This window comes from Ruegeria sp. AB8, from assembly GCF_056542605.1.
Map to the genome: position 1 here is coordinate 1 of NZ_JBQGAB010000021.1, position 17768 is coordinate 17768.

Here is a 17768-nt window from a genome sequence, read left to right on the forward strand (position 1 = left end):
GCAACCCGCTACGACAGGTGCCCGAAGGTCTTCCTGTCAGCAATCGCCCTTGCAGCACTCGTTATCTATTGGCTATGAGTCCTGACCCTAGTTCTCATACACGGTGTGGTGTATTTATTGGTGTACACTATAGTAAAAAATTTTGGTTAATTAATATGTGGTTACAGAAAATATAGAGTTGCTCCTCGGTCCGCCACTTGGTATTCTGTCAGGCGCACAAAGTTCGGGCGCCAGCGACAAAGCCTTGCCGTTTTCACCTCACTTCCTTCGTCCAGCGTCCAAACCGTTTCCATTGATTCTAACTTCCTATTAGCAAAATCAGGACCGACACGCAGATCAGGCTGGCACCGATTCATCCTAAAAAAGAAATCCAGAACTTGGCTCGTCAGAAGTGCTCGGCGGCAATCAGTGCACGGCAAGTTGACCTGTGCGACCGTCGCATTTGGTGGAGAGCTACCATCAACAAACTAGCCCCAAAGCACCAGAACACAGTCATCTGGCAGCGGTATTGTAAGTGGACAGAATCTTCTTCAAGGCGAAGTATGAGGCTTTCGGAGTACGTTTCATCGTATCGAAATCCACATCAACCAGACCGAAGCGTTTTTCGTACCCCAAGGCCCATTCGTAATTGTCCAGCAGAGACCAAACAAAGTACCCCTTGACCGGAACATCCTGATTTAGGGCCTCCTGAACGGCGGCAAAGTGCTGATCCAGATAGCTGATACGATCATCGTCTTGTTGGCGCTCGGGGCTGGCCATGCCGTTTTCGGTCACATAGATCGGAAGGTCGCCAGTGTATTCTTGCGCTGTTCGGATCAGGAACCGGCTCAGCGCGGCTGGGTCGATTTCCCATCCCATTTGGGTCTTGGGCAAGGGCCCGGGGATTTCGGTCAGACCGGGCCAGGCGGTGTCCGCAGGGGCGATCAGTTTGCGGGTGTAGTAGTTCAATCCACACCAGTCGACAGGAGCGCCGATGATGTCGAAATCATCCTGCCAGCCGGGCGGAAGGTGGGGTTCCAACCCTTCCAGCACATTCTGAGGATAGGCCTTGTTGAACACGCCCCCCAGGAAGAAATGGTTATAGATCCCATCATAGAGATCAGCGGCCTGTCGCGCTTGCGGGCTGTCATCGGCGGGTTCGGCCCATTCAAGATTGAACACACCGCCCAGATTGGACATGCCCAGACTGCGCATTGCCTGAATGGCGTGGCCATGGGCCAGCAGGACGTGATGCATGGCTCGAGCTGTGGCCCGAATGTCCCGCAATCCCGGGGCGTGATGTCCTTCGAAATGACTCAGCCAGCTAACGCACCAAGGTTCATTGATGGGGGCAACGCTGTACATTCGGTCGCCGATCCGGCCCATGATGACCTCGGTGAAATCGGCAAACCAACTGGCGATATCTCGGTTGCGCCAACCGCCTAGGTCAGCCAGAGCCGACGGCAGTTCCCAGTGATAAAGCGTCGCGCACGGGCGGATGCCACGCTCCAGCAGCGCATCAGCCAGCCGGTCGTAATAGTCCAAACCTTCCTGATTGATCGGTCCGCGCCCCTCGGGCATCACGCGTGCCCAGCTGGTCGAGAAGCGATAGCAATCAAAACCTGCGTTGCGCACAAGATCGAAATCCTGTTCAAACCGGTTCAGGTGATCGCAGGCCCGATCCCCATTTTCCCCCCGCACGACGTTGCCGGGCGTCGCTGCAAAGGTATCCCAATGGGTGGACCCTGCTCCGCCTTGGGCGTGACCTTCGATTTGATAGGCCGACGTGGCGACCCCAAACAGGAAATCAGACGGAAAATCGTTTCGCGAAAAATTCATCGTCAGAACCTGTCGGGTGCAGGGCCGGTTGACTTGCCGACAACCAACTCGGCCTCAAGCAATCTGGTTTTGACCGGGTCCTCAGGCGATTTGATCCGCTCGATAAGCATCTCGGCGGCCAGTTCTCCTGCGTGTCGCACTGAAGAGCGCGTGGCTGTGAAAATGGGGACGTCCTGCCCGTTCTTTAGGTAAGAAAGGTCATCGTCATGAGCGATGACCGAGACATCCCGACCGATCCGGAGGCCCGCCTCGTCCAGCGCCCGCCGTACTCCGATCGCTGAAATCATCGAGGACGCCAGAATGGCAGTAGGCGGTTCATCCAATTGAAGCATGTCGTGGGTTTCGCGGTGGCCGTAGACTTCGGTCATCTCGGCGCTTCGCATCAGTTGCGGGTCCGAGGTCAAGCCTGCCTGTTCCAAGGCCTGCTGGTACCCTGTACGGCGTCGTTGCGCGAAATCCATGTCTTCAAGCCCGTTGATCAGGGCGATCCGGCGATGCCCTAAATCGATCAGGAACTGTGTGGCGCGCAGGAACGAGCTTTTGTTGTTTACGTCAATCCAGTCATATTCCACATCCGCCCCCGTCGAACGCCCATGCACGATGAACGGCACCGCCATCCGCGACAGCAGATCAATTCGGTGTTCGTTGACTTTGGGGCCCTGCAAAACGACGCCATCCACCGCGCCGCGCTGAAACAAACTGCGATAGGCCCCTTCGATCGACGTATCATCGGCGGTGGTAAACATCATGTCATAGCCATGCGCCGCGTATGTCCGAGCGGCACCAGCAACAAAGTCACCGAAGATCGGGTTCACCATCTCGTGCTGGGACGAACTGGGGATGACATGCCCGATCACCATGGATTTGCCGGTCGCCAGCCCCTTGGCGCGGATGTTCGGGCGATAGCCATGTTTGGCAGCAGCAGCCTGAACGCGCATCCGGGTTTCCTCGCTCACTTCGGGGTAGCCGTTCAGCGCGCGGCTGACCGTCGTTTGCGAAAGGGCAAGAATTTCCGAGAGCTGCTTCAGGTTCATGATTGCTTCAAAGCGCCTTCAAGTTTTGGCTGTTACCTGTTGTGTGGTCAAATGCTCGTTCCGTCAACCCGTTTCAATCAGCCTTTTGATTATTGGCGTTTTGCAACGCGAATATTGACAGGCGGGAAATGTTAGCGGATAAACTGCATATCCAAAGCGCTTTGGATGCTGAGTCTCTGTGGCGCAAGGAACTGTTGGGAGGAAAATTCATGAGAAACGCGCTTTATACAGGTGTGGCCACATTTGCTTTGCTGTCCGGAGGCGTCCAGGCGCAGGGCGAGATGATCCACGCCGTGGGCGAGGGCGGCTTTGACTGGGACGGCTTTCAGGCCTTTGCGGACGCCCATGACCTGGCCGGCCAGGACCTTACCATTTTCGGGCCGTGGCTTGCGGGCGAAGGGAAGTCATTCGAAAATCTGGTCGCCTATTTTGATGAGGCCACCGGCGCGAATTCCAGCTATGTCGGATCGGACTCGCTGGAGCAGCAGATCCTGATTGATGCGGCCGCTGGCTCCGCTCCGAACTTGACGGTTTTCCCGCAGCCGGGTCTCGCCGCGAACATGGCCAAGAACGGATACCTGACGCCGCTTGCCGAAGGGTCGGCGGACTGGATCAAGGACAATTTCGCTGCCGGCCAGTCCTGGGTCGATTTGGGAACCTTTGAAAACCCCGATGGCGCCAAAGATTTCTACGGCTTTTTCTTCAACGTCAACGTAAAGTCGCTGGTCTGGTACATCCCGGAAAACTTCGAAGACTTCGGTTACGACGTCCCGCAGACCATGGAAGAGTTCAAGGCGCTGATGGATCAGATGGTCGAGGATGGCGAGACGCCGCTTTGCGTGGGGCTTGCATCCGGCGGTGCGACCGGGTGGCCCGCGACCGACTGGGTCGAGGACCTGATGTTGCGTACACAACCGCCCGAAGTCTACGACCAGTGGGTCTCGAATGAGATGAAGTTCGATGATCCGCGCGTGATCGCGGCGATTGAGGAATACGGCAGCTTTACCCGCAACGACGACTATGTCGTGGGCAACGCCGACGACACCGCCGCGATTGACTTCCGCGACAGCCCTAAGGGTCTGTTCGACAGCCCGCCTGCCTGCATGATGCACCGTCAGGCGTCGTTCATTCCCGCCTATTTCCCGGAAGGGACCGAATTGGGTGTAGATGCCGATTTCTTCTACTTCCCGGCCTATGCCGAGAAAGATCTGGGAACTCCGGTTCTGGGTGCGGGCACGTTGTTCACGATCACGAACCCGAACCCGGCGGCCGAGGTGTTCATGGAGTTCCTCAAAACGCCCTTCGCGCATGAAATCATGATGTCTCAGGACGGATTCCTGACGCCGCATCTGGGGGCAAATCCCGAGAATTACGCCAATGACACCCAGCGGGGACAGGGTGAAATCCTGATCAACGCAACCACGTTCCGCTTTGACGGGTCGGACCTGATGCCGGGCGCGGTCGGCGCGGGTACGTTCTGGACGGGTATGGTCGACTATTCCTCGGGTGCGAAGGACGCAGCCACAATTGCCGGAGAAATCCAGTCTTCGTGGGATGCTGCGAAGTAAGTGACGGCTGGGGCGGCCCTGACGCCGCCCCAATTTCCAAACCGACGAGGGCATCATGACACCGGCACTTCAGGGCCTGCTGACCATCGCCATCGGTGTGTCGGGTTGCGTGGGCTACTTCTACCTCTCGAACCAGTTTCTGGACAAAGTCCTGTTCCCGCCGCGCGGGCCCAACGCAGGGCGCAACATCAACCGGGCGAACATGATCCGGCCCTGGTTGTTCCTGTTCCCGGCACTTGCTGCTCTGGGCTTGTACCTGGCATACCCGGTGGTCGAGACGCTGCGCCTGTCGCTCACTGAACGCGTGCCCGGCGGTGGGTACAGATGGGTAGGCCTTGATAATTACACCCAGATGGCCAAAGAGCCGAAATTCTGGGAGGCCATGCGCAACAACATGTTCTGGTTGATCGTTGTGCCGGCCATGTCCACCGCTTTCGGCCTGCTGGTTGCACAACTGACCGACCGCATCCGATGGGGTAATTTTGCCAAATCGCTGATCTTTATGCCAATGGCGATTTCATTCGTGGGCGCTTCGGTGATCTGGAAACTCGTCTATGACGCGCGCCCGGCGGAACAGGACCAGATCGGCATCCTGAACGCGCTTTATATCTTCTTTGGCGGCACCGAACCGCAGACATGGCTGACGGTTCCGTTCTGGAACAGTTTCTTCCTGATGATTGTTCTGGTTTGGATTCAGACCGGTTTTGCCATGGTGATCCTGTCGGCCGCCCTTCGCGGCATCCCCGAAGAAACTGTCGAGGCCGCCATCCTGGATGGCGCGAACCCGTTTCAGATTTTTTTCAAGATCAAGGTGCCGCAGATCAAAACCACGATTCTGGTCGTCTGGACGACGATCACCATTACCGTGCTGAAAGTCTTCGACATCGTCTTTGCCATGACCAACGGCCAGTGGGAGACACAGGTTCTGGCCAACTACATGTATGACAAGCTGTTTCGCGCCAACGACTGGGGGGTGGGCTCAGCCTCGGCCATGGTGATCATGTTGCTGGTCACACCGATCCTGATCTGGAACGTGCGCAATGCGCGCAAGGAGATGGAGTAGGCCATGAACGATATTGCGGGAACCAGACCGGCGCTGCGCTGGGTCGTTCATGCCTCGGTCGTCTTTCTGGTGGTCCTGTGGATCATTCCGACGCTTGGTCTGCTGATCTCATCCTTCCGGACGGCGGACCAGATTTCCAGCAGCGGCTGGTGGCGATCTCTCTTTCCGTCCGAGCAGAATCTGACCCTGCGCAGCGCGGCACCCGAAACGCAGGTGTTTGAGAATGAGCTTTACGTAATCCAAGGGCAGCTGTTTGGCGATGAAGAGCAAATCAGGATTTCCAGTTGGGGCATCAGCGCACGCGAAATTGACGCTTTTGTCCCCAGTGAAACCGCCAAGCTGCGCGGAGGCGGCACAATCACAGTCGATGCAGACGGCAACTATCGGATGGAAAATGCCGAAGAATTCAGCGGCAAGCGCGGCGCGCGTGTATTTGTGACGGCTGAATTGCCGCCTGAGTTTACATTGGACAACTACAAAAAAGTTCTGTTGGACCAAAGCAGTACGGACAGTATGGCAAAGGCGTTCTTCAACACGCTGACAGTCACAATTCCCGCGACGATCATTCCAATCCTTGTTGCAGCCTTTGCAGCTTATGCCCTGGCGTGGATGGAGTTTCCGGGCCGGGCCTTGCTGATCGCCGCGGTGGTTGGCCTGTTGGTGGTTCCGTTGCAACTGGCGTTGATTCCGCTGTTGAAATTCCACCTGAGTATCGGGGTTGGGAAAGGTTATCTGGGCGTTTGGTTGGCGCATACGGGCTTTGGCATGCCGCTGGCGATCTACCTTCTGCGCAACTACATGGCTGGATTGCCACGTGATCTGATCGAGAATGCGCGGGTCGACGGGGCGACCGAGTTCCAGATCTTCACCAAGCTGATCCTGCCGCTCAGCTTCCCGGCGCTCGCGTCCTTCGCAATCTTCCAGTTCCTGTGGACGTGGAACGATCTTCTGGTGGCCAAGGTCTTCCTGATCGACGCAACCGGCCAGACCACGGTGATGACCAACCGCATTGTCGAGCTTTTGGGCACCCGTGGCGGCAACTGGGAAATTCTGGCGACCGCAGCCTTTGTGTCGATCTTTGTGCCATTGGTCGTTTTCTTCGCAATGCAAAAATACCTGGTCCGGGGCCTGCTGGCCGGGTCCGTTAAATAGAGGCGTCTGATGAACGTGCAGAACACTGTGGAACTTTCCAAATCAACAAAGGCCTCGTCAGACTGGTGGCGCGGCGGGGTGATCTATCAGATCTATCCGCGCAGTTTTCAGGACAGCAATGGCGACGGCATCGGAGACCTGAAAGGTATCACCCGGCGTCTGGATTACATCGCTTCGCTAGGTGTTGACGCGATCTGGATTTCGCCCTTCTTCAAATCTCCGATGAAGGATTTCGGCTATGACGTCAGCGATTATCGCGACGTTGATCCGATGTTCGGATCATTGCAGGATTTTCGCGAACTGCTCGATCAGGCCCATGCCAAGGGGCTGAAAGTGATGATCGATCTGGTTCTTTCTCACACATCAGACCAGCACCCGTGGTTCATCGAAAGCCGTGCCAGCCGGGAAAACCCGAAATCCGACTGGTATGTTTGGGCCGATCCGAGGCCGGATGGCACACCGCCCAACAACTGGCTGTCGATCTTTGGCGGATCAGCGTGGCAGTGGGACCCGCGCCGCCTGCAATACTATTTGCACAATTTCCTCACGTCGCAGCCGGACCTGAACTTCCACAATGCACACGTTCAGGACGCCTTGCTGGATGTTGCCCGGTTCTGGCTTGAGATGGGCGTGGACGGGTTTCGTCTGGACACGATCAATTTCTACTTCCACGACAAACAGTTGCGCGACAACCCGGCGCTTCCGATCGAAGAGCGCAACGCGTCAATCGCGCCAGCGGTGAACCCCTATAACCACCAAAACCACCTGTATTCCAAAAGTCGGCCTGAAAACATTGCCTTCCTTGAACGCTTGCGGGCGCTGACAGACGAATATGATGGTCGCGCCTGCCTGGGCGAGGTCGGCGACGCGCAGCGTGGGTTGGAAATCATGGGTGAGTACACGTCCGGCGACAAGCGGATGCACATGTGTTACGCCTTTGAGTTTCTCGAAAAACGCGCACTGTCGGCTGATTATGCGAAACAGGTTTTTGATCAGCTACAGGCCAAAGCCGGGGATGCGTGGCCGTGCTGGGCGTTCTCGAACCACGACGTGCCACGCCACGCCTCGCGCTGGGGCCTGGACGATGCGGCCATTCGACAGCACGCAGTCTTGATGATGTGCCTGCGCGGTTCCGCCTGTCTATATCAGGGTGAGGAACTGGGCCTGCACGAGGCCGATGTTCCGTTTGAAAAACTGCAAGACCCTTACGGCATCGAGTTCTGGCCCGAATTCAAGGGCCGGGATGGCTGCCGTACGCCGATGGTCTGGACGGCGCAAGACGAACAGTCGGGCTTTAGTACGGGTGAGCCGTGGCTACCGGTCAGTACCATGCAATCCGAACGGGCCGTGGACCGGCTGGAGGTGGACGACCAATCGATGCTCCACCATTATCGCCGCGCAATTGCGTTGCGCCATGCTCATCCTGCGCTCGCCTCGGGTACGCAATCCGATATGAAACAGGTCGGTCCGGCCCTGACGTTCTACCGCGAAGACGCTTCTGAAACGGTGTATTGCGCATTCAACCTTGGAACAGAAGCAAGACAGATCGACCTGCCTGAAGGTAACTGGCGGGTCATCGGGCAAGACCTGGGCGGTGTTGATGGCGAACGCGTCGTGACGCTGCAACCTTCGCAATTCTGCCTGATGGTTAAGGACAAGGGGTAAACCATGTCGGAACTCAAGCTTACAGATGTGGCGAAGTCCTATGGTCCCGTCGATGTACTGAAGCATATCGATCTGGACATCGAGAAAGGCGAGTTGATCGTCTTCGTCGGCCCTTCGGGGTGCGGCAAATCTACCTTGTTGCGGATGATTGCCGGGTTGGAAAAGATTACTGGAGGAACGCTGGAAATCGAAGGGCGGGTCATGAACGATGTGCCGCCCGCCCAGCGAGGTATCGCGATGGTGTTTCAGTCCTACGCGCTCTATCCACATTTGACCGTGCGCGAGAACATGGCGTTTGCGCTCAAGATCGCCAAGATGCCCGCCGCCGAGATCGATGCCGCCGTCGAACGCGCCGCACAGACCCTTCAGCTGGACCCGCTTCTGGATCGACTGCCCAAGGCCCTGTCGGGAGGTCAGCGCCAGCGTGTCGCCATCGGGCGGGCCATCGTGCGGGACCCCAAGGTCTATCTGTTCGACGAGCCGCTCTCAAACCTTGACGCTGCGTTGCGCGTCGCAACCCGAATCGAGATCGCGCGGCTGAAAGAGGCAATGCCCGACAGCACCATGATCTACGTGACACATGATCAGGTCGAAGCGATGACCCTGGCCAGTCGGATCGTGGTTCTGGCCAACAAGGGCATTGCGCAAGTGGGCACACCGCTGGAACTGTACGAAACACCGGACAACGAATTCGTGGCGCAGTTTATCGGCTCGCCTTCCATGAACTTGATGCCCGGCAAAATATCCGGCACCGGAGAACAGACATCGGTCAAACTTGACGCGGGCGGCACGGCAGTTTCATCCATTCCAACCAATCCCGATCAAATGGGTCTGCCGGTAAACGTTGGCGTGCGCCCCGAGGACTTTTTCGCCGACGAAGCCTCTGGTTTTCTGGAGGGCAATGTCGATTTCATCGAAGCCTTGGGAGAAGTCACCCTGCTGTATTTCGCCAGCAGAGCAGGGGCCGATGGCATCGTCGCCAAGTTTCCCGGTGTCGAACGAAATCTGCGTGGACAAAATGTCAAACTGAACGCTGATCCGGGCAAGGTGCATCTATTTCACAATGGCCTGTCTTTGCGGAAATAATGATCGGCCACCCAATCAATGTTGTGAGAATGGGAGCGCAATTTTTCTGGGCCTGACGTTACCCACTTGGCTTGGCCAACGCATCCATCATCAAAGCACACAGAAAAGTCGAGAATTTTCTAGTCTGGCAAATATCGTTCAAGCAGAGCATCTACCAGCCCTTCTTGAAGGCGGTAGCCTGTCGCCTGGTCAACACGCAGAATGTCTTCAATGATTATGAATTGCTCCATGCCAGTCGTCATGGACAACCGCATCGCCAAGTCTTTAATTTCTTTGGATTTCATAGAATGTTGCACTGGTTCAAGTGCCTCAGCAAAAGCAGCAACCCGTCTCGCGCCCCGCATTTTGGTCGTACCCTGCTCAAGCGATGCTTTCAGAAACTCTGCAAGAAACTGCCGGAAATAAGCTTCATGTTCGCGTGAGAAATCCAGATAGTAACGCGCGACTGCGTGTACTCGAACCCGGACATCATGAACCCCCTGAAGCAGCTCAGACGTTGGTTTGACTTCAATGTCCAGAGTCGCATCCAAAGCCAATACGCCCGGATCGGAAAAGTATCGGTAGACCGTCGCACGACTGATTTTGGCATGCTCAGCCACTTTTGCCAGCGTCACTTCCTGTCCCTCCGACATCAGTTCACGGGCGGCCGAAAGAAGCGCATCACGAGTTCGTTTGATTTGGTTTGTTCGGCGCGCCAAGTTTGCCCCCTTTATAATGCACTTGTCTCATAAGTAGATTTATGTATCATAGTGGTATTGAATTTCGAGTAAAGGGAGTAGCTGCAATGACTGAACCTCGCCCTCGGGTTTATCATCTTCTTGGAAATCTTCTGACATTCCATGCTTTTCCCAGCGAAACAGGAAATCGATGTACAATTGTCGAGATCAAAACGGCGCCGGGGGCCGGCGCACCGCCCAACCATCATGCCGGTGAAGATGAGAGCTTCTATGTGCTTGATGGGGAATTCGAGTTTCTTGTGAACGGCGAAACCCACAGTGTAGAGAGTGGTGATTTTGTAAAAGTGCCGGACGGTGCCGTTCACGCCTTTACATGTACTGGAGCGAGGCCCGGTCGATTGCTCTGCATTAATGCCCCTGGCTCTATGCATGACACGTTCTTCACTGAAGCTGGTGAAGCCATGCCCGACGGAACAACAGACATTCCTGTCCCGGATGGACCACCGGATATTCCCGCAATCATGGCCGTAGCCGACAGGGTTGGAATGACGATTCTGGTGCCCACCGAAGTCCCCAGCTAACAGAATTTCAGTTTGGACCTGGAAGCAGCTTATCAGATGCTTCCGGGTCCAAACTCGCGCATGCATTGGTCTCTAGTTGCTCGCTCGCCTCACCGTGCGTGAGCTTCTGCTGGGCGTTGCCTTGCGGAGGATCTTTTCTCAAAGGGAAAGGTCGTCGTTAGATGAGCCAAAATTGAATCCAATTTTGCTTAGATTGACCTTCTGCACCCGGTTCACGCTCTGACTTGCCAGTCGGGGACTATTCCTATCGACTGCAAGCTGACACACATTTGGTCGCAACAGTCATTTTGGCGACAATGCGCCGCCAAGGTCGAAGTGGTTTGGAAACATTGAGCTCAAGAAGCGGAAGATGATCCTTATTGCCTCGGTTCGGTCAAAAGAATCCGGGTGCAGCAGGTAGTCGGTCCACATCCCTTCCAGCATTGCAAGCGTGCCATGAGTTGCGTCACGTGCAACCTGATTAGGATGTTCGATTTCAGCTTCCTTTGCAATCCGGGCGAACGCGTTGAAAACAAGGTTCCTTAGCTTCGCGTCCCGCGTGTCGGAGAAGGCGGCTATCGCCGCTCGGTTTCTGGCTTCACCGCGAAACGCGTACCAAATTGAAACGCTTTTCTTGTTGAGGATGGTTTCACCCAAATCACCCCGAACAATCATCTCGATATGCTCCTGGCCAGTTTGCCCGGTCGTTTCCAGCAAGGTATATATGCCATTGTAGTATTGCTCGGACGAATAGCGGGCGGCTTCGTTAACCAGGTTGTCCTTGCCGCCGAAATGAAGGTGAATCATGCCGCGGGACAGCTCGGCGCGCTGGATGATTTCGCTTACGGATGTCTCTGAAATACCCTTCTCTGCGACCGAGTCGAGCACCGCTTCGATCAGGGACAGGCGATTTCGTTCGCGTATTTCTTGTCGTCTTCCGGTCATTTGGTCAGGCGGTTCTGTTTGTTTTCAGCCTATTGCGGTGCCTTCTAGCGGCCATTGTGAATTTGGCTAGCCCTAGTTGTGAAATTATCTGTTGACACAGCTGGCCTGAAAATTCCAGATTTAAATGGACGATTGTCCATTTTGTGATGTATGTCGTCGCACCACCGCAAGCAAAACTCAGCAGGGAAGCATGGCTGGAGTCATAAGAAGCGAAACGGGCAAGGGCCTGGCACTGAGCGCGCCTGCGACGCTCTATGTCGGCCTGCTTGTTGCTGTGCCTCTTTGCATTCTGGTGGCCTACAGCTTTTGGACCCAGACCTATGTCGAGATTGACCGCACCCTGACCTGGGCGAACTACCAAGAGGCGTTAACCGACCCCCTGGTGCGGCACCTGATGATCCGGTCGGTTGCAATAGCGGGGGCGGTGACGCTGGCGACGGTGTGTTTGGCCTATCCCATCGCCTATTTCATCGCGTTTCGGACGCAGAAGAAGACCCTGTGGCTATTGCTGATTACCATCCCCTTTTGGAGCAGTTACCTGCTGCGAGTGTTCAGTTGGAAACTGATCCTTGGATTTAACGGCGTGATGAACTCGGCCTTGATTTCGCTGGGGTTGATAGAGGAACCGCTGACATTCCTGCTCTACAACGAGTTTGCCGTTGTGCTCACGCTTGCGCATGCCTGGGCGCCGTTTGCGATCCTGCCGATTTACGTGTCGCTCCAAAAGATCGACCGTAGCCTGTTGGAGGCCGCAACCGACCTTGGGTGCAGCAAACTTGAAAGGTTTGTTCGCGTGACGCTGCCCCTGACGGTGCCGGGGATCATCGCGGCTTGCCTGATCATTTTCATCCCGACTGTGGGCGACTATGTCACCCCGGCTCTGGTCGGTGGATCGCAGGGCAAAATGGTGGCGAACCTGATTCAGGTACAGTTTGGCGCCGCCAATAACTGGCCATTGGGCGCAACCCTGTCTCTGCTGGCCATGCTTTCGGTCGGCTGCGTCGCGATCCTGTTCGTGGTGGTCGTCACCGCCTTGGGGCGGAGGATTCGATGACCAAGGCATTTCGTATCCCGTGGTTGCTTGTCTATGCCATCGCCTACCTGGTGTTTCTCTACCTGCCGGTTCTGCTTTTGCCGCTGTTTTCGTTCAATGACGGAACCATCGTGGCTTTCCCGCTAAAGGGCTTCACGTTGAAATGGTACGCGCAGTTGGGTCAGCAGGACACGCTGTTGCAGGCGATGGTGAACTCGCTGATCGTGGGCAGCGTGACCGCCCTGCTGGCAACGTCCCTGGGCCTGTTCGCCGCGCGCGCTTATGTCCGGTATCGCTTCACGGGGCGGGAGTTGTCCGAGGGACTGGTCATGCTTCCTTTGGTCATCCCCGGCATCATCGTTGCCAGTTCAATGCTGGTTCTGTTCATCAGCATCGGGCTGAAACCATCGCTGACAACCGTAATTCTTGGCCATGTTTTCGTGGCTCTGCCCTTCGCAGTGTCGATCATGAAGTCCGCCTTTGACGATTTCGACCAGTCTTTGGAGGAGGCCGCCTTCGACCTTGGCGAAAGCGTTGTAGGGACGTTTCGGCGCGTCACTCTGCCGATTGTTGCTCCGGGCATCATCGCCAGCTTGCTGGTTACGTTCACCGTGTCCTTTGACGAATTCGTGCTGGCCTTCTTCCTGTCCGGCAACAGCCCGACACTGCCGGTCTATATCTGGAGCCAGATCCGGTTCCCCGCAAAGCTGCCCAACACGCTGGCCCTGGGATCGCTGCTTTTGCTCTCGTCGGTCCTGCTGCTGCTGATTGCCGAATACTTCCGCCGCCGCTCCACGCAATCTTCGGATTGAAGCCAAAGGAACAAACAAGATGAGCGAACAGAACATCATCGAGATTAAGGGCGTCGAAAAACGCTTTGGGTCCTTTGTGGCGGTGTCCGATCTGAACCTGACTTTGAAAGAGGGTGAGTTCTTTTCGCTGCTGGGGCCATCGGGTTGCGGAAAGACAACGGCTTTACGCATTATTGCGGGCTTTCAGGATCATGAAGAGGGTGAAGTCCGGATCGATGGACGCACCATGGGCGAGGTGCCCGCAAACAAACGCCCGACAAATATGGTGTTCCAAAGCTATGCGATCTTTCCGCATCTGAATGTGGGCGACAATGTCGGGTTCGGTTTGCGCAAGACAAAGCTGTCGCGGAAGGAAATCAAGGAACGCGTTGCCGAAGCGCTTGAGATGGTGGAACTTGGCGGCTTGCAGGACCGCAAGGCCAACGAGTTGTCGGGCGGGCAGCGGCAACGTGTGGCGCTTGCACGGGCGCTGGTCATGCGGCCAAAGGTGTTGTTGCTGGATGAACCACTGTCCGCGCTGGACAAAAACCTGCGCGAAGCGATGCAGTTGGAAATGCGCCGCCTGCAGCAGAAGCTTGGCATTACCTTCGTGATGGTGACGCATGATCAATACGAAGCCATGACCATGTCCGACCGCATCGGTGTGATGTTTGCCGGTCAGCTCAAACAGGTCGACAGGCCCGAGGTTCTGTACTCGCAGCCATGCAACCGGGAAGTGGCCGCTTTCATCGGCGGTATGAACTTTCTGAACGCCGAGGTTACGGCCGAGAACGCTGAAACACTTGAGGTCAATGTTCAGGGGTTCGGAAAATTGACGATTGGGGTAAACCCGAATGTTCAGGTGCATGACAAAGACCTGCTGGTCGGGATTCGGCCAGAACAACTGGAAATCGCAGCCGGTAAACCGGATGGATATGACGCCTGCGCCCAAGGCGAGGTGACGGACGTCGCCTTCTACGGTGAAAGCGTCCACTACTATGTCCGTGTCGATGGTCTGGCTGACAGCATCGCCGTTGCGGTTCCTAACTACTTTCACACTGTCGATCACAGCCGCGGCGATACCGTATGGCTTGGCGTTCAAAGCGCGTCGGTGATCGATCTGGGCAAACGTGACACATGAATCTTTGGGAGGAGAAAATGAGTAAAGCAGCATCAATAGCGGCAGCCGTGGTTGCCACCTTTACCGCCAGCCAAGCGCTGGCCAACGCGGCGGACCTGACCGTCTTCGACTGGTCCGGATACGAGGATCAGGGATTCTACGGCGACTATGTCGAAAAGTACGGCGGCGCGCCCAGCTATACCTATTTCGGCAGCGTGGAAGAAGCGTTCACCAAGCTTCAGTCCGGGTTTGAAGCCGATCTGGCCCATCCCTGCACGGATGCGCTGAGGAAATGGGTCGCGGCGGATATGCTAAAGCCGATCGATACCAGTAAGCTTGAAAATTGGGACAAGCTGATGCCCAAGATCAAGGAAGTCGATGGCATCACGATCGACGGGCAGACCTATATGGTGCCGTTCGAGTGGGGCAACACCGGCCTGATCTATCGCACCGACATGATTTCGGCGGATGATGTGTCGCTGCAACTGCTCGCGGATCCTGCCTATCAGGGCAAGGTTGCCATTCCGGATGCTGCCTCCAGCGCATTTGCCATGGCCGCATTGGCGACAGGGGCCTCCAGCTATACCGATATGAGCGACGAGGAATTCCAGAAGGCGGCGGATTACCTGCGCGCGATTCATCCCAATGTGCGCTTCTACTGGTCCGATGCGGGACAATTGGACCAGGCGATTGCCAGCGGCGAGGTGACACTGGGTTGGGGCTGGAACCAGTCGGAACTGAACCTGATCTGGAACGAAACCCCGGCCGTCATGATGCGTGATGTGGACAAGGGTATCGCCACCTGGGTCTGCGGCTATGTGCATCTGAAATCCGCCAAGCAGTCGGATGAGCAGGTCTATGACATGCTGAACGCGCTCAGCTCTGCCGCCAGCGGCAAGTACATCATCGAAAGCTGGGGGTATGCCCATGCCAACGAAGACGCGTTTGCACAAGCAGACCCGGAGCTGATCGAAACCTATGGTTTCTCGGACGTGGACAGCTTCTTTGAGGGCAGCCTGTTCTTCGACGCGGTCAACCCCGAGCTGGAAGCCAAGATGCTGAAAGAGTTCGAGCGCATCAAAGCAGGCTTCTAAGCAGACCTTAACAACACAACCGGGAATGGCGGGACAGACGGTCCCTCCATTCCCACGACAACATTTCCAATTTTCTGGAGGAAGCGCGGCAATGTCAGGCGCTGACGGATATTCTGTTCTTTTCGAACCGGTTCGGATCGGGCCAGTGACGGCCCGAAACCGGTTCTACCAGGTGCCCCACTGCAACGGTATGGGGCATCTCAGACCTCAGGCCGAGGCTGCCATGCGGGAGATGAAGGCCGAGGGTGGTTGGGCTGTCGTGTCCAATCAAGAGACGGAAATCCATCCGACGTCCGACCTGTCGCCTTTCGCCGAAAACCGGCTCTGGGATGAGCGGGATATTCCCGCCCTGCGCCTGATGACCGAGGCGGTGCACGAGAAGGGCTCGCTGGCGGCCATCGAACTGGCGCACAACGGCCACCATGCGCAAAACCACCTGAGCCGCGCGCCCTTGCTGGCCCCATCAGAGCTCGCCCTGCAAACCGCGTATCCCAAGCAGGCCCGCGCGATGGACAAGTCTGACATTCGCGAGTTTCGCAAGTGGCACCGTGCGGCGGCGCGACGCTCGCGTGAGGCGGGTTTCGATATTGTTTATATCTATGCCGGTCATCACATGACCCTGCCGCATCACTTTCTGTTGCCGCAGTTCAACGACCGGACCGATGAATATGGCGGTTCGTTGGAAAACCGGGTGCGCCTGACCCGGGAGCTTCTGGAAGAAACCAAAGAAGAGGTCGGCGATGATTGTGCCATCGCCCTTCGGTTCGCGGTCGACGAAATGCTGGGGCCCGACGGGATGCAGGCGCAGGAAGAAGGCCGTGCCGTTGTTGAACTGCTGGCAGAGCTGCCGGATCTCTGGGACGTCAACGTCGCGAATTGGAGCAATGATTCTGCGACAACCCGTTTTGAACCCCGCGACGGTTTTCAAACTTCGTATATCGAATTCGTCAAACAGGTCACGTCCAAGCCCGTTGTTGGTGTCGGGCGCTTTACGTCTCCGGACCTGATGGTGTCGCTGGTCAGGAAAGGTATCCTTGATTTCATCGGCGCGGCACGACCGTCCATTGCCGATCCTTTTCTGCCCAACAAAATCAAGGAAGGTCGCATCGAAGAAATCCGCGAGTGCATTGGATGCAATATCTGCGTTTCAGCGGATTCCTTGGGAGTGCCTATCCGGTGTACTCAGAACCCGACTATGGGCGAAGAGTGGCGGCGTGGTTGGCATCCTGAAATCATAGAGCGCCGGGGAAAAGAGGAAGCCGCGCTTGTTGTTGGCAGCGGGCCAGCTGGGCTGGAATGCGCTATGCAACTGGCGCGGCGTGGCTACGACGTAACTCTGGCCGAAGCAAAGCAAGAGCTTGGCGGCCGCGTGTTGCAGGAGTCCGGCCTGACCGGCCTGTCTGCCTGGAAACGCGTGGCAGATCACAGGATTTACGACCTGCAACAGCGCGGGAACGTTCAACTGTTCACGGACAGCCGCTTGTCGGCGAATGAGGTTGTTGAACTGGGCATTCCCAACGTCTTTCTGGCAACCGGTTCAACTTGGCGGCGGGATGGTCGCGGGAAATCCGCATTTCGCGGCATAGCAATAGAGGCTGGCACCCGGGTTTTCACTCCGGATGACATCATGTCAGGGCAGGTGCCGCAGGGCGGTCCTGTTCTGATCTATGACGATGATCAGGCATATCTTGGTGGCGTGCTGGCGGATCATCTGGCTCAGGCCAGGCATGAGGTTGTTTTTGTGACCCCGGCCTCGATGGTTTCGCCATTTACCGAATTGACGTTGGAACAGATCAAAGTTCAGCGCAGTCTGTTGGAAAAGGGCGTTCGATTGGTTCTGTCCAAGACCCTGGCCAGCATCGCGCCCGGTCAGGCAAAAGTACAATGCGCCTATACCGGCCGAGAACAATCCATCGAATGCAGTTCTGTGGTTTTGATCACGCAGCGAACGCGAGAAACCGGCCTCTATGATGAACTTCGTGGTTTGACCGACAGCCCGCTGACAAAGCTAGAACTGATCGGCGACGCGGCAAACCCCGGTTTGATCGCGGACGCTGTATTCTCGGGTCACATGGCTGCCAGGAATTTCGAACGCGACGCGGGCGACATCGACCGCGAGTATTTCCGCCGGGAAATCGTTTCCCTTGAAGCTGAATGAGGTG

General features: G+C 56.4%; 15 protein-coding genes. 11 read left to right on the forward strand and 4 right to left on the reverse strand.

All coding sequences use genetic code 11. From position 1 onward, the window contains the following. Positions 1–492: 492 nt before the first annotated feature. Both ACR0CG_RS18880 and ACR0CG_RS18885 read right to left on the reverse strand, forming a co-directional pair. On the reverse strand, positions 493–1818 hold the full coding sequence (locus ACR0CG_RS18880) for a GH1 family beta-glucosidase (RefSeq protein WP_480526814.1): 1326 nt from the start codon (positions 1816–1818) through the stop codon (positions 493–495). 2 nt (positions 1819–1820) lie between these two features. Beyond that, a complete protein-coding gene (locus tag ACR0CG_RS18885; RefSeq protein WP_480526816.1) occupies positions 1821–2852 on the reverse strand; it encodes a LacI family DNA-binding transcriptional regulator in 1032 nt (343 codons plus the stop codon). Positions 2853–3061: 209 nt separating this feature from the next. On the opposite strand from ACR0CG_RS18885, the gene ACR0CG_RS18890 reads away from it, so the two are divergent. From ACR0CG_RS18890 to ACR0CG_RS18910, 5 genes are read left to right on the forward strand one after another with little or no spacing between them, the layout of a single operon-like run. After that, positions 3062–4420: an ABC transporter substrate-binding protein gene (locus ACR0CG_RS18890; RefSeq protein WP_480526818.1), complete on the forward strand. Its 1359-nt coding sequence runs from the start codon at positions 3062–3064 to the stop codon at positions 4418–4420. A gap of 55 nt (positions 4421–4475) precedes the next feature. Next, entirely contained in the window at positions 4476–5483 is a 1008-nt protein-coding gene (locus ACR0CG_RS18895) for a carbohydrate ABC transporter permease (RefSeq protein WP_170613680.1), read from the forward strand. Positions 5484–5486: 3 nt separating this feature from the next. Further along, the gene (locus ACR0CG_RS18900; RefSeq protein WP_480526820.1) at positions 5487–6635 is read left to right on the forward strand and encodes a carbohydrate ABC transporter permease; all 1149 of its coding nucleotides are present in this window, start codon (positions 5487–5489) and stop codon (positions 6633–6635) included. 9 nt (positions 6636–6644) lie between these two features. Then, positions 6645–8300 carry an alpha-amylase family glycosyl hydrolase gene (locus ACR0CG_RS18905; protein WP_480526822.1) on the forward strand — a complete coding sequence of 552 codons (1656 nt, stop codon included), beginning with the start codon at positions 6645–6647 and terminating at the stop codon, positions 8298–8300. A gap of 3 nt (positions 8301–8303) precedes the next feature. Beyond that, positions 8304–9386 (forward strand): ABC transporter ATP-binding protein, encoded by a 1083-nt coding sequence (locus tag ACR0CG_RS18910; RefSeq protein ID WP_480526824.1) that lies wholly within the window; start codon positions 8304–8306, stop codon positions 9384–9386. A 119-nt stretch (positions 9387–9505) separates the two neighbouring features. Here the strand turns inward: ACR0CG_RS18910 and ACR0CG_RS18915 are convergent, their stop codons facing one another. Continuing rightward, complete coding sequence (locus ACR0CG_RS18915; RefSeq protein ID WP_480526826.1) at positions 9506–10084, reverse strand: TetR/AcrR family transcriptional regulator; 579 nt, start codon at positions 10082–10084, stop codon at positions 9506–9508. 86 nt (positions 10085–10170) lie between these two features. Between ACR0CG_RS18915 and ACR0CG_RS18920 the strand changes: the two genes are divergently transcribed. Further along, positions 10171–10644, forward strand: coding sequence for a cupin domain-containing protein (locus ACR0CG_RS18920; RefSeq protein ID WP_480526828.1), 474 nt, complete (start codon positions 10171–10173; stop codon positions 10642–10644). 282 nt (positions 10645–10926) lie between these two features. Here the strand turns inward: ACR0CG_RS18920 and ACR0CG_RS18925 are convergent, their stop codons facing one another. Then, complete coding sequence (locus ACR0CG_RS18925; RefSeq protein WP_480526830.1) at positions 10927–11568, reverse strand: TetR family transcriptional regulator C-terminal domain-containing protein; 642 nt, start codon at positions 11566–11568, stop codon at positions 10927–10929. Positions 11569–11758: 190 nt separating this feature from the next. Here ACR0CG_RS18925 and ACR0CG_RS18930 point away from each other — a divergent pair, with 190 nt between their 5' ends. The 5 genes from ACR0CG_RS18930 (at position 11759) to ACR0CG_RS18950 (ending at position 17764) form a co-directional block, all read left to right on the forward strand. Continuing rightward, entirely contained in the window at positions 11759–12622 is an 864-nt protein-coding gene (locus tag ACR0CG_RS18930; protein ID WP_480526831.1) for an ABC transporter permease, read from the forward strand. After that, positions 12619–13413 carry an ABC transporter permease gene (locus ACR0CG_RS18935; protein WP_170613663.1) on the forward strand — a complete coding sequence of 265 codons (795 nt, stop codon included), beginning with the start codon at positions 12619–12621 and terminating at the stop codon, positions 13411–13413. Before ACR0CG_RS18930 ends, ACR0CG_RS18935 begins: the two co-directional genes overlap by 4 nt. A gap of 19 nt (positions 13414–13432) precedes the next feature. After that, the gene (locus ACR0CG_RS18940) at positions 13433–14533 is read left to right on the forward strand and encodes an ABC transporter ATP-binding protein (RefSeq protein ID WP_480526833.1); all 1101 of its coding nucleotides are present in this window, start codon (positions 13433–13435) and stop codon (positions 14531–14533) included. Between the two features lie 17 nt (positions 14534–14550). Continuing rightward, positions 14551–15606: an extracellular solute-binding protein gene (locus ACR0CG_RS18945; protein WP_170613660.1), complete on the forward strand. Its 1056-nt coding sequence runs from the start codon at positions 14551–14553 to the stop codon at positions 15604–15606. 91 nt (positions 15607–15697) lie between these two features. Next, positions 15698–17764, forward strand: coding sequence for an oxidoreductase (locus ACR0CG_RS18950; protein WP_480526835.1), 2067 nt, complete (start codon positions 15698–15700; stop codon positions 17762–17764). Positions 17765–17768: the final 4 nt, after the last annotated feature.